Annotated in this window: 12 protein-coding genes; 1 reads left to right on the forward strand and 11 read right to left on the reverse strand. The window is 72.3% G+C overall.

Features of this window, described 5'->3' with window-relative positions:
- The 11 genes from E1293_RS35750 to E1293_RS35800 form a co-directional block, all read right to left on the reverse strand.
- Positions 1-505: TerD family protein (locus E1293_RS35750; protein ID WP_165978546.1), on the reverse strand; the 505-nt coding region annotated here is incomplete at its 3' end.
- A 5-nt stretch (positions 506-510) separates the two neighbouring features.
- On the reverse strand, positions 511-1080 hold the full coding sequence (locus E1293_RS35755; RefSeq protein WP_132202659.1) for a TerD family protein: 570 nt from the start codon (positions 1078-1080) through the stop codon (positions 511-513).
- Positions 1081-1205: 125 nt separating this feature from the next.
- A complete protein-coding gene (locus E1293_RS35760) occupies positions 1206-1637 on the reverse strand; it encodes a G5 domain-containing protein (RefSeq protein ID WP_207939281.1) in 432 nt (143 codons plus the stop codon).
- A 234-nt stretch (positions 1638-1871) separates the two neighbouring features.
- A complete protein-coding gene (locus tag E1293_RS35765; RefSeq protein ID WP_132202663.1) occupies positions 1872-3026 on the reverse strand; it encodes a S1 family peptidase in 1155 nt (384 codons plus the stop codon).
- A 128-nt stretch (positions 3027-3154) separates the two neighbouring features.
- A complete protein-coding gene (locus E1293_RS35770) occupies positions 3155-5857 on the reverse strand; it encodes a sugar-binding protein (RefSeq protein ID WP_132202665.1) in 2703 nt (900 codons plus the stop codon).
- A gap of 19 nt (positions 5858-5876) precedes the next feature.
- Positions 5877-6668: a carbohydrate ABC transporter permease gene (locus tag E1293_RS35775; RefSeq protein WP_132202667.1), complete on the reverse strand. Its 792-nt coding sequence runs from the start codon at positions 6666-6668 to the stop codon at positions 5877-5879.
- Entirely contained in the window at positions 6665-7624 is a 960-nt protein-coding gene (locus E1293_RS35780) for a carbohydrate ABC transporter permease (RefSeq protein ID WP_132202669.1), read from the reverse strand. Before E1293_RS35780 ends, E1293_RS35775 begins: the two co-directional genes overlap by 4 nt.
- A gap of 86 nt (positions 7625-7710) precedes the next feature.
- Positions 7711-9066, reverse strand: a complete 1356-nt coding sequence (locus E1293_RS35785) for an extracellular solute-binding protein (RefSeq protein ID WP_132202671.1) — start codon at positions 9064-9066, stop codon at positions 7711-7713.
- Positions 9067-9100: 34 nt separating this feature from the next.
- Positions 9101-10300 (reverse strand): carbohydrate kinase family protein, encoded by a 1200-nt coding sequence (locus tag E1293_RS35790; protein ID WP_132202673.1) that lies wholly within the window; start codon positions 10298-10300, stop codon positions 9101-9103.
- 37 nt (positions 10301-10337) lie between these two features.
- Positions 10338-11705, reverse strand: a complete 1368-nt coding sequence (locus tag E1293_RS35795; RefSeq protein ID WP_132202675.1) for a 6-phospho-beta-glucosidase — start codon at positions 11703-11705, stop codon at positions 10338-10340.
- Positions 11702-12463 carry a DeoR/GlpR family DNA-binding transcription regulator gene (locus E1293_RS35800; RefSeq protein WP_132202677.1) on the reverse strand — a complete coding sequence of 254 codons (762 nt, stop codon included), beginning with the start codon at positions 12461-12463 and terminating at the stop codon, positions 11702-11704. Before E1293_RS35800 ends, E1293_RS35795 begins: the two co-directional genes overlap by 4 nt.
- A gap of 327 nt (positions 12464-12790) precedes the next feature.
- Between E1293_RS35800 and E1293_RS35805 the strand changes: the two genes are divergently transcribed.
- A partial coding sequence (locus E1293_RS35805) for a discoidin domain-containing protein (RefSeq protein WP_132202679.1) occupies positions 12791-13106 on the forward strand: 316 nt, incomplete at its 3' end.

A 13106-nucleotide genomic window follows, 5' to 3' on the forward strand; every position in this document is an offset into this window, starting at 1 on the left:
GCACCGGCTCGCCCGGGTCGTCCACCTCGACGCCGTGGGCCCCGACCAGTTCGGCCAGGCCGCCGGCGTAGCCCTGGCCGACCGCGCGCACCTTCCACCGGCCGGCGCGGCGGTAGACCTCCAGGCCGATGATCGCCTTCTCCGCGCCCAGCCCGGGGACGGCGAACGCGGCCACGGCGTCGCCGCCGTCCCCGGTCAGGCGGAGTTCGGGCGGCGGCACCGTGCCGAAGGCCATCGCGCCGGTCAGGCTGACCGCGATCAGCACCGCGGTGTCGGCGGGGACGGCGTCGAGGTCGAGGTCGACGCGCTGCCGGCCGCCGGCGTCCGTCCAGTGGACACCGGGCGCCTGCGGCGCGTTGAAGAACACCAGGTCGGCGTCGGAGCGGACGCGCAGGTCCGGGCCGACGAGCAGGGCGCTGAGGTCCACGGGGACGGCGCACGACACGGTGGCGGTCACGCGGCGGGCGGACAGCGGCGCGTTGGCGCCGGGCGACAGGTCGGCCATGGCCGTCAGGCGAGACCGGTGATCGTCGGCAGCATGTCCTGGAACGTACGGCCGTGAGAGGGTTCGCCGATCGCGTTCATCTTCCAGGCGCCGCCGTGCCGGTAGAGGCGGGCCATCACCATGGCGGTGTGGGCGCCGCCGCCGGTCAGCGTGTACCGGGCCAGCTCGCCGCCGTCCATCTCGTCGACCAGCCGGCAGAAGGCGTTCTCCACCTCGTTGAAGGTCTGCCCGTTGAAGGAGCTGACGGTGAACACCAGCGAGGTGACGTGCACGGGCAGCCGGCCCAGGTCGACGATGACCGACTCGTCGTCGCCGTCGCCCGCCCCCGTCAGGTTGTCGCCGGTGTGCCGGACGGAGCCGTCGTCGCTGATGAGCTTGCCGAAGTACACGACGTCGGCGATGGCGCCGTCCGCGAAGAGCACGCAGGACGCGTCGAGGTCGATCTCCCGCTCCCGGGAGCCGAAGAAGCCCTTCTTCTTGACCGCGTCCCAGCCGAGGCCCATCCGGACCATGCTCAGCGCACCGCCGGGCTTATCCAGCGAGATCCGCTGGCCCTTCACCATAGAGACGGTCACGGCCGTCGCCTCCCTGCTGTCCCCTGTGCCGCGCGGGCTCGCCGGCTCGAAGGCACCCCGCCTCCACGAAGGCGAACCCGGTGCGGGCAAAGCCTTTCAGCCGATCCGCCCCGTTGTCACCTTGTTCAGGTGTCGCACGCGATGCCGTCGCCGTCGCGGTCCAGGTCGTAGATGTCGGAGCCGGTGACGCGGACCGGGCCGTCCACGTACCCGGGGCCGTTGCCGCTGCCGCCCGCGCAGTCGACGTCGCTCGCGATCGGCACGCAGGCGCCGCCGTAGTTCGGGTCGCACCGCCGGGCCTGTTTGGTCCCCACCGCGACGACCCGCGTGACGGGACGTTCGGTCACGGCCTTGCGGACGAGTTTCCGGGCGCTCTCAACGCCATTGGTCACCGTGACCTCGTAGGTGAGGGTCTGCACACCGGCGACTCCTCGCCTTTGCACCTTCGTGCTGCCTTTGGCAAGGGTCGCGTCGTTCACCTTCCTGGTCTTGTACGGGATCTTGCGGGTCTCGGTGACCGTTCGCTTTTCGACCGCCGGCGAGGTCTCGGCGGCCACGCTCGCGCTGGTCGACGGTGTCGCGCTCCCCGAAGTCGCGGCGGTCGGAGCGACCTTGGAATCACAGGCGCCGAGAAGCAGCAGCCCGAAGGCCGTCAATACGGCAAGAATTGCGCGCCCCATGATTTTCCCCCGTTCGTAGGGAGAAATCGTGCGCCGTATGGATATTCCGCGTCAATGGCGCGCGCGGCGAAGGCCCAGGCCGGATCCGGCCTGGGCCTCTTCCGTCCACCGTCAGCCGATGTCGGCGTCGAAGACCTGCAGCGCCTCGGTGACCGGCTGGAAGAAGGTGACGCCGCCCGCCTGGCAGTCGCCCGAGCCGCCGGAGGTGAGCCCGAGGGCGGTGTCGCCGGCGAAGAGCGGGCCGCCGCTGTCGCCCGGCTCCGCGCAGACCGTGGTCTGGATCATGCCGCTGACCGTCCCCTCCGCGAAGTTCACCGTGGCGTTGGTGGCGGTGACCTGGCCGTCGTGGACGCCGGTGGTGCTGCCGCTGCGGAGGACGCGCTGCCCGACCACGGCCTCCCCGGCCTGGGTGATGGCGCGCGCCTGGCCGTTGTAGAGGTTGACGGCGCTCTCCCCGCCCGCGCCCTGCTCGACCTGGACGAGTGCGAAGTCGTTGCCGGGGAAGTCGCTCTGCACGGTGGTGCCGAGCGCGGTGGCGCCCTCCTGGTCGGACGCCCAGTTCTGGACGGCGTTGCCGCAGTGCCCGGCGGTGAGGAAGAAGTCCTCCTGCCCGCGCTTGACGTTGAAGCCGAGCGAGCAGCGCGCGCTCTCCCCGAAGATCGGGTCGCCGCCGACCGCGAACGTGCGGAGCTTCCCGTCGAAGTGGACCGTCCGGACCGCCGAGCCCATCTGCTGGAGCGTGCGCTGGACGGCGGCCTTCCGCGTGCCCGTGACCGTGTCGTCCGTCCACACCGTGACCTTGGACGTGGCAGGGTCGACGGCCCATCCGGTACCCGGGATGTCGGCGAACGAGCTGCGGATCGTGCTGGTCACGCGCTTCAGCGCCGCCGGGCTCCGCCGCGTCGTCTTCGGGACGGCGCCCGCGGCGCGCACCGCGGCGGCGTCCTCGGCGTTGGTGACCGTGACGACGGGGCGTCCCGCCGAGTCGATGTAGGCGCCGGTCGTGCGGTCGCCGAGCCTGTCGGCGATCCTGGCGGCCTTGGTCGCGGCCTGCTGGGAGGCCTGGTCCGCGGTCCGGGCCTGGGCCTTGGCTTGGTGTCCGGCCCGGGCGTCGCCCGCGAGTTTGGCCTCCTGGCCGCCCGGCCGTCCTTCGGTGTGCACCACGTACAGCGAGCCGGCCACGAGCCCGGCGGACCCGGCGGCCAGCGCGGTCGTCGTGACCGCGGTGCGCAGCCGGCTGTTCCTCACGCTCTTCCGGCGCCTCATGAACCCTCCCGAGTTCCGGGGTGTCGATCTACGCGTGGAGATACGCGCCCCGGCGGGAAGGAGTTCAATCCTCGCGGGCGGCGGTTCCGCCGGGCCGGGAGTCCCGGTCCCGGCCCGGCGGCACCGGTTCAGCGCGGCAGCGGGACGGCGCCGCTCGCCGTGCCTCCCTTCGCGGCCTCGAAGGCCATGGTGAGCGTTCCGGCCGCACCCGGCACGGTCACGGTGGTGACGCCGGCGCGCTTGATCTCGACGTCCTTGGTGCCGAGGAGCTTGCCGTCCCACACGTGGACGTGCGCGGTGCCGGGGCCGGTCGCCCGCAGCCGGACGGTGGCCGAGCCGCCGGCGACCTTCGGCTCGCCGATGATCCGCGCCGTGTCCGAGCGCGGCGCCGCCGGGCCCGCGGCCAGCGGGATCCCGGTCCGCACCGACTGGATGATCGACTCAGGCGAGTTCACCGACTGCGTCGCGTCCGTCGGCATGACCGGCGGCGGGGGCGTGGTCGGCATGCCGGACGGCGGGGTGTGGCCGGGCAGGGAGACCAGGCCCCACCGGTACGGGTCCCCCTGGACGCCGCCCCACGTGGACCAGCCGATCCGGGTCTGGCCGGTCTTGTCCTGCGTGTCGGAGTCGTACACGAACATGTTCAGGCCCATCCGCTGCGGGTCCACCGCTGTGGGCAGCGCCTTGAACGGGATCTCCGCCTCGATCACGTACCCGTCGTACGGGTCGGCGACCGCCGAGGCGACCTTCATGCCGGGCGCGGTCTCCTCGCCGGGGCCCTGGTGGGCGTCCGCGTCGCGCTCGAAGCACGGCTTCCCGTCCGACATCTTCGGGAAGATGCCGGTCTTGAACGTGGTGGAGGTGTTCTCGGAGTCGCCGCGCGGGTCGATCCCGATCTCGACGGAGTCGGTGCGCCAGTGCCGCTTGCAGTCATCCGCGCCGAGGACAGTGCCCTGCTTGTCGTCGCGGACCTTGACGAGCAGGTGGAGCGCGTCATCGGTCCAGGTGACCTTGCCGGTCGCCGAGCAGTCGGCGGCGGACTCGCACGCCGAGCCCTCCCACACCCGGGACAGGTTCAGCTCGGGTCCCGGGTACTCGCCGGGCGACTCCTTGCCGTCGACCGTCGGGGTCGTGGTCGCCTTCGGCAGTTCGGCCGCCGGCACGAGTTCCAGCGCCCCCTTCTGCACATCGGCCTCGCCCGAGGAGGGGGTCGTGGTGATGGTCAGGCCGTAGTCGCCGTCGGTGCCGCCCTCGTTGGAGGTGGGCAGTGAGGCGTCGGTGTTGGCGACGGTGAACGTGGCCGAGCCGGTCGCCCCCGCTTCGAGCGTGTAGGGCTTGGACGCCGCGTCGGCGGAGAAGCCGTCCGGGAGGCCCAGCTTGACCGTGCCCGACTGGGCGGACGAGGTCGTGTTCGCGAGGTCCACTCGCACCTTGCGGGACGACCCGGACGCCAGCGTGAGCACGCGCTTCACCTGGCCCTTCAACGCCGGGACGCCGGTCTCGTCGGCCCAGGAGTCGAAGTCCGACACGCGCGGAAGCGGCTCCAGCACGCCGGTCACGGCGGGCCGGACCTCGACCGGCGTGGCCGCCTGGCCCTTGGCCTTGCCGCTGGTGAGGGTCGCCGCGAGCCGCACGCGTCCGGCCTTGGTCCCCGCCGGCGGCGTGACGGTGAAGGTGGCGGTGCGCTCCTTGGAGCCGACGTTCCCGAGATCACCGGACCCTGTCACGTTCCAACCGGCCGGTACCGAGAGGGCCGCCTTGGCCGCCTTCAGCCGCTTCGGGGAGCCGGCGTGCGCGGTCACCTTGAACGGGGCCCCGGCGGTCACGCCGAGCGAGTCCGTCGTCAGCGAGAACCGGGCACCGAGCGGCAGGCCGCCCTTGCCCGGCAGCACGGCGCCCTCCAGCATCGCCGCCGGATCGGTGTTCCCCAGCGTGTACGGGACGCGGCTGTGGATCTGCCGGTAGTAGTCGCACCCGATCTGGGCCGGATCGGACGGCACGTCCGGGAACCCGCCCCAGCCCTGGCTCACATACGTGCGCTGGGCTTCGCGCTCAACTTGCGCCCACGTCTTGCCGCCGTTGCGGGCGGACGCCCTGCCGCCCCACACGCCGTACGTGGTCGACGCCGGTTCGGCCGGCGTGCCCTGGGCGGCGCAGGCCGACCCCGTGGGCCCGGACGCTCCCCCGGTCTGGAAAAGCCGTCCCGGAGCCCACGTCTGCAGCCGCTCCTTACCGAGCTGAGCGGGGTAGGCCTTGGCGTCGGCCGCGGCGAAGTACGCCTCGGTCGCGAGCCGCGCGGCCATCTGGTGGTTGCCGTGCTGGCCCGGCAGCGGCGCCGGGACCATCGTGACGATCACCTTCGGCCGGGTCTCGCGGACGAGCCGGACGACCTTCTCCAGCGTCTTGTCGTGGTCCCAGGTCTCGGCGGTGAGCGGCGTGCTCACGGTGTAGTAGAAGTCGACCTTGTCCAGGTAGCTGATGTCGGTGACGCCCGCCTTGCCGACGGCGCGCCGCTCCTCGTTCTCGCGGAGCAGCCCGAGCGCCGGGCCCTCCTCGGTGCCGGCGGCGTTCCCGCCGCCCTCGCCGCGGGTGACGGTGAGGACGCCGACCTTGGCCTTGCCGAACTCGTTCCACTGGCCGAGGGTCGACAGGGCACCGGCCTCGTCGTCGGGGTGCGCCCCGACGAACAGGACGTCCAGCCGCCCGTCGCCGGGCGGGGCGCCGGACGGGGCACCGCCCGGCGGGGCGGCCAGCGCGGGCGGGCCCGCGAAGGCGACGGACAGTGCGGCGAGCGCCGCGGACAGGACTGCGGGTAGGGCGAGTCTTCGCATGAACTCTCCTGTTCTTTCCCTACTCCTTGACGGCCCCCGAGAGCATTCCTGCGATGAACTGGCGCTGCAGGAAGACATAGACGATCACGACGGGCGCGGCGATGATCAGTGCGCCCGCCATGAGCAGCGAGTAGTCGGTCTTGTGGCTGCCCTGGAAGAACGACAGCCCGAGCGGGGCGGTGCGCAGCCCCTCGTCCGAGTTGATGATCACCAGCGGGAGCAGGAACTCGTTCCAGGTCCACATGGTGGTGAGCAGCAGCATGGTGAGGATGGCGGGGCGGCCGATCGGCACCAGCACCCGCCACAGCGTGGTCCAGCTGGACGCGCCGTCGATGCGGGCCGCCTCCAGCAGCGACCGCGGCACGCTGCGGAAGTAGGCGCGCATCCAGAACGTGCCGAACGCCACCGACATGGCCACCTGCGGGAGGATGAGCCCGGCGTAGCTGTTGTCGAGCCCCGCCGACCGCAGGTCGAAGTACAGCGGGACGACGATCGCCTCGGTCGGGATGGTCAGGCCGGCGAGGAACAGCAGGAACAGCGCGGCGGACCCGCGGAACCGCATGGTGCCGAGCGCGTACCCGGCCATGATCGAGAACACCGCGGCGACGACCACGGTGACGGCGGTGACGATGACGCTGTTGCGCAGGTAGGCGGCGAAGTGCCCCTCCCGCCAGGCCGTCCCGAACGCGGAGAAGTCGGCGTGCGGCAGCTGGATCGCCTGCGCCACGATTCCGATCATCGGGAACACCGCGATGACCGCGAAGAGCGCCAGGATCGCGTGGTTGAGGAACCGTTCCGCCCGCGCGTTCATGCGTCCTTCCCTTCCACGAGCCGCCGGATGCCGGCCGTGACGGCGAACGCCAGCACGGCGAGGGTGACGCCGATGGCGCAGCCGAGCCCGACCTCACCGGTGTTGAACGTGCGGTTGTAGACCTCGTAGGCGGGGACCTTCGTCGCGTCGCCCGGCCCGCCCGAGGTGGCCATGTAGATGAGGTCGAAGTTGCGGATCGCCATGATGCTCGTCAGCGTGAGCGCCACCGCCAGCTCGCGCCGCAGCCCCGGCAGCGTGACGGCGAAGAACTCGCGGACGGCCCCGGCGCCGTCGATGCGGGCGGCCTCGTACAGCTCCCGCGGGATCTTCTGCACCCCGGCGAGGAACAGCACCATCGCCAGGCCGATCCCGACCCACGTCCCGACGACGCCCACCGCGGGCAGCGCGAACGTGAAGTCGCCGAACCAGCCGTGCCGCCAGTCGGGCAGGCCGATGGCGTGCAGCCACCCGAGGACGGTGTTGACCGGGCCGTCCGCCGAGTAGACCCAGCGCCACGCCACGGCCACCGCGACCATCGCGACGACCTGCGGCAGGAACAGGACCGTCCGGAAGAACGTGAGGCCGCGGATCTTCGTCCGCGACATCGCGGCGACCAGCACGAACGCGATGCAGCACGGCAGGACGGAGTAGAAGACGATCAGGACGAGCAGGTGCCCGAACGCGCCGCGCAGCGACGGGTCCGTCCAGGTGGCGGTGTAGTTGGAGAGCCCCGCCCACGTCGCCTCGCCCAGGCCGTCCCAGTGGTACAGGGAGAACTGGGCTCCGCGCGCCAGCGGCCACAGCAGGAAGGCCCCGTACACCAGCAGGGCGGGCAGGGCGTACAGCCAGCCGATCCGGCCCGGCTCGCCGGGCGGCCCCGAGCCGGGCCGTGCCGCGCGCCGGTCGGACGCCGCACGCCCGGCCTTCGGGGTCTTTCGCCGCGCGACGGTCGTCATGTGCGGGCTCCTTGGTCTGCGTCCCGGCCGTCGTCCCGTCCCCCGGCCGCGCGAGGGGCGCGGCCGGGGGACGGGCAGGCCGATCCCTACTTCTTCTTCTGGAAGGCGGTGTAGTCGTCCTGGGCCGCCTTCATGACCTCGTCGGCCGGCTTCCGCCCGGCGATGAGCTCCTGCAGCGGGCCGCCGAAGGCGTCGGTGAAGGTCGGCGTCGCGTAGTCGATGTAGGGCGTGACGCCGTCGTTCTTGCTCAGCTCCGCCCAGGCCCCCGACACCTCCTTGAGCAGCGCCTCGGAGGGCTGCTTGGACGCGGCGAGCACCGGCAGGTTGCCCGTCTCGACGGAGACGTCCATCGCCTCGGGCGAGGTGATGAAGTTGATGTAGGCGGCGGCGACGTCCGCGTGCTTGCTCTTCGAGGTGATCGACCAGGGCAGGCTCTCGCCGCCCATCGTCGCCGCCGGCGCCCCCGCCTGCGCGGCGGGCGGCAGCATGAAGCCGGCCTTGTCCTTCATCTTCTCGCTCAGCTCGGCGGCCCACCAGGTGCCGCCGAACATGAACACGCCGTCCCCCTTGGCGAAGTTGACCGGGGTGTCGTCCCACTTGACGGCGTTGGAGTCCTTGGTGAAGTAGCCCTTCTTCGACCAGTCGGCGAGCTTCTGCGCCGCCTGGACGTTCGAGGCGTCCGTCCAGGAGCCGCCGCTGCCGAACACGAGCTTGCGGACGGCCTCCTTGTCGGTCATGCCGTCCTGGAGGATGCCGTACAGCTGCATCGCGGGCAGCTTCTCCAGGTTGCCGAACGCGATCGGCACCTCGCCCTTGCCCTTGGCGGTGGCGAGCGCCTGGTCGAACTCCGCCCACGTCTTCGGCGGCTGGACGCCGAGCTTGGCGAGCTTCTCCTTGTTGTAGTACAGCCCGACGATCTCACCGTTGAGGGAGACGCCGTACAGGTCCCCCGACCCCATGAGCTTGCCGCCCTTGGTGACCCTGTTCAGGTCCATCAGGCCCTTGGGGTAGCGCTTGCTCCACCCGTACACCTTGTCGTAGGAGTCCAGCGGCAGGAGCATCCCGGCCTTGACGTACTGCACCATCGACGCGTAGCCCTGGTTGGCCTCCACGACGTCGGGCGGGGTGCTCCCCGACAGCGCGAGCCGCAGCGTCTTCTGCAGGTCGGAGAACGACCGCGACACCCGCTTGATCTTCACGTTGGGGTACTTGGCCTGGAACCGCTTGTTCAGCTCCTCGATCTGCTTCTTCTGCCCGCCCTGGACCTCCTGGTCCCAGACGGTCAGCGTCACGTTCCCGGCCTTGGCCACGTCGGTGCTCACCGCGGCGGGCGCCTTGCTCTCCGGCTCGTCGCCGGACGAGCCCGGGGCGCACGCGGCGGCGAGCACGGTCGCGAGGGCCGCGGCCGCCGCGGCCGCCCCTCGCCTCGTCAGTGTCGGCATTCCTGCGGCTCCCTTGTCTTTTCTCGGTCCCGGGTCAGGACGGCTGCTGAGGCTCGGCCCGGAGGGTGGGCTCGGCCCGGACGACGGTGTCGGTCGCCGAGTCGGGGATGAAGTCGACGACGAACGCGTACTGCTCGAGAGCGGACTCGGGGACCTCGCCGGACTCGCCGAACGCGGCGATCTCCCCCCAGCACGGCGCCCCGAGGGAGCCGCTGCGGTGCCGGACCGACAGGCCCGCGCACAGGTTGGCGAACAGCAGCCGCTCGGCCAGCGGCAGCCCCGCGAGCGTCCCGAACAGGAACCCGGCGCCGAACACGTCGCCGGCCCCGGTCGCGTCGAGCGGCCGCACCGGCAGCGCGTCGGTCTCGGCGACCTCGCCGGTGCCGGAGTCGATCGCGATGGCGCCGGCGCCGCCGCGCTTCACGACCACGACCGGGACCCGCTCGGACAGGGCGCGGGCGGCGTCCTCGGGCGTGCCCGCGCGGGTGTAGGCCATGGCCTCCACGGCGTTCGGCAGGAACACGTCCACGTGCTCCAGCCGGTCGAGCACCTCGCTCGACCACATCCCGGTCGCGTCCCAGCCGAGGTCGGCGAAGACCGCGGTGCCCGTCCGCCGCATCTCCCGCGCCCAGCCCGGCACGGGATGCTCGATGTCGACGAAGCAGGCCCGCGCGGCGGGCGGCGGGGAGCCGAGCACCGCCTCCGCGCCGCCGCCGGACCCGATCTCCGGCATGGGCTTGGCGTAGGTGACCATGCTGCGGTCGGAGTCGTAGGCCAGCGACACCGTGACGGGGGTGGGCCAGCCGGTGATCCGGCGGGAGTGCCCGAGGTCGATGTCCTCCTGCTCGGCGAGCGTCCGCCACAGGTACGAGCCGAACATGTCGTCGCCGAACGGGGCGGCGAGCCCGACCCGCAGGCCGAGCCGGCTCATCGCCACCGCGATGTTCGCGATGCCGCCGGGCGCCGAGCCGAGCCCCTCGGTGAACAGCTCCGTGCCGGGCGGCGGCAGCCCCGGCAGCCCGGTGAAGATCATGTCCATGAACACCTGGCCGGACAGGAACACGTCCAGCTCGGGCGCCGCGCCGGGTTCGGCCGGCCGGTGCAGCAGGTCGTCGGCGAGGCCGCGCTCGGCGCACGGGTCGGCCAGGGACGGCTCGGGCGGCCGCCCGGGCTCGTCCGCGGCCCCCGGCCCCGGGTGCGCCGCCGCGGTCCCGTCCAAGGTCTGCGTTCTCATGAGGCCTCCTCGCGAGGGCCGTCGGTGCGGGCGGGGATCATCGGCCACCGGCCGTGAAGACGGCGGCGACCTCGGGGATCCGGTCGATGTATCCGTCGAGCAGCAGCCGGCCGACGCGCGCCGAGTCGACCAGCGGGTGCAGCGCGAACGCCTTGGCGGCCGCCGCCGGCGAACCGGTCACCGCCGCCTCGACCGTCAGCCGCTCGACGGCCTTGACCTGCTGCATCAGCCCGGCCTGGTGCAGGTCGGGCTGGTCGAGGGCGTGCGGGCGGATACCGCCGGCGTCGACGGTGACGGGCACCTCGACGACCGCGTCCGGCGGCAGCGCGGCGACGGTCGGGCCGTTCCGCACGTTCAGGATCATGGTGGCGGGCTCGCCGCGGCTGATCGCGGCCATCACGTCCAGGGCGACGCGGGCGTAGCCCTCGTCCACGGGGTCGACGCCGGCGTGGTCGTCGAGGGCCTCGCCGGTCCGCGCGCCCTTCATCTCGGCCATGTAGCTCGCGCTGCGGGACGCGACCGTCTCGCGCCACAGCTCCATCGCCGCGCCGCCGGACGCCGCGGCGATCCGCTCGTAGAACGCCTCCTGCTGCTTCAGCAGGAACTCGCCGCGGGTCTGCGGCGCGTCCAGGGTGGCGCGGACCGCCTCCCGGTTGAAGTAGTAGTAGTACAGGTACTCGTTCGGGATCAGGCCGAGGTCGCGCAGCCATTCGCGGCCGAAGACCACGCCCTCCTCCAGCGTGCCGAGCAGGTCGTCGTCGGCGAGCAGGCCGGGCAGGACGTCCACGCCGTCGTGCATGATGCGGCGCATCCAGCCGAGGTGGTTCAGGCCGACGTAGTCGAGCCGGACCCGGCCCGGATCGAGGCCGAGGGCGGCGGCCGCCCGCATGCCGAGCCCGGACGGGGTGTCGCAGATGCCGAGCACCCGGTCGCCGAGCACGCCCTGCATCGCCTCGGTGATCATGCCGGCGGGGTTGGTGAAGTTGATGACGTAGGCGTCCGGCGCGAGCGCCTTCACGCGATGCGCGATGTCGAGCATGACGGGAATGGTGCGCAGCCCGTACGCGATGCCGCCGGGGCCGGTCGTCTCCTGGCCGAGGACGTCCAGGTCCAGCGCCACCCGCTCGTCGCACACCCGGCCCTTGAGCCCGCCGACCCGGATGGCGGCGAAGACGAAGTCGGCGCCCTCCAGCGCCTCGTCGAGCCCGGTGCTGGTGAACACCCGCGGCGCGCCCTCGGCGCCGCCGGCGAGCGCCGCGAGCACGGCCGCCATCGCCTCCAGGCGGCCGGCGTCGGCGTCCTGCAGCCAGACCTCCTCGATGCGCGGGGAGCCTGGGTCGCGCAGCAGGGCCTGGTACACGTACGGCACCCGGAACCCGCCACCGCCGAGAATGGCCAGCTTCATGCGTAGAACACCTTTCCGCCCGCCTCGCGGCAGACTTCGAGCGTCCGGGGGTCGGCCCCGGCCGTCGTGACCAGCGCGTCGATCCGGTCGAGCGAGCAGACGCGCAGCGAGCCGGTGCCGGGGAACTTGGCCTCGGAGGCGACCAGGACCACCCGGTCCGCGGACTCCAGCATCGCCTGCTTGATCGGGGTCTCGACCTCCATGTCGTCCATGACGTGGCCGTCCGGCCGCACCCCCGTGCAGCTGAGGAACACGAGGTCGGCGCGGACCTGGCGGAGCGCCGTCTCGGTGAGGGACCCGACGAGGGACAGGTAGTTGCGCCGCACGACGCCGCCGAGCAGGCAGAGCCGGACGGCCTCGTCGTCGCGCAGCTCGTCCAGCACGGCGAGGTTGGCGGTGATGACGGTGACGGGCCGGCCGCGCAGGTGCCGGGCGATGAGCCGGGTGCTGGTGCCGATGTCGAGCACGACGACCATGTCGTCCTCGACGAGGGCGGCGGCCCGCCCGGCCACCGCCGCCTTCTCCGCGCTGTCGTGCTCCGCCGACGCGGCGAAGGAGATCTCGGGCGGCGCCGGGCGCGGCGACAGGGCCGCTCCCCCGTAGGTCCGCAGCAGCTCGCCGTTGCGGTCGAGCACGTCGAGATCGCGCCGGATCGTCGACTCGCTCACCTGGAGGGTCTCGGCCAGTTCGCGGACGGAGGCGGCCCCCTTCGTGCGCAGGGACGACACGATCTGCGCACGGCGCTTGCTCGATGTCACGCGGTGGAAGGTAACACCAATGCTCGACATCCGTCATCACCCTGGCGGAAACTTGCTCGAAGTCCGTCATTCATGGTGCTGACGTGCGAAAAGCCGCGCAGCCTGACCCCTGGAGTCAGGACGGCCGGTCGGATGCTTAGAACGTTCCACAATCCGGCGCGGCGGCGCCCGGGGACGCCGCGGCGGGCGATGTCAGGACCAAAGGTCAGATTCAAGGTCGCGCGAACCCTTGACGGAGACATATTCCCCGCCTTAAATCATGCTGTGAAATAACGGGTGAGCTCAGCGGCGCCCCGCATACTCCCACCCCCTGCGAAGGAGATGCGCATGCATCCCGTCCCGCCCCGCGCGCCGGCCAGGAGACCCTGGCCGGCCGGAGTCCTCGCCCTGCTGCTCATCGCCGCCCTCGCCGTCCCCGGCCCCGCCGGCCGGGCCGCCGCGGCGACGTGCGGCACATCGGACGCCGCGCTCAACCGCTCCGCCACCGCCTCCTCCGCCGAGAGCGCCGCCTTCCCCGCGTCCGCCGCCGTCGACGGCAACTCGGGAACGCGCTGGTCCAGCGCGTTCGGCGACCCGCAATGGCTCCAGGTCGACCTCGGCTCCAGCCAGGACATCTGCCAGGTCGTCCTCAACTGGGAGGCCG

Origin of the sequence: Actinomadura darangshiensis (assembly GCF_004349235.1) — a bacterium.
Taxonomy (GTDB): domain Bacteria; phylum Actinomycetota; class Actinomycetes; order Streptosporangiales; family Streptosporangiaceae; genus Spirillospora; species Spirillospora darangshiensis.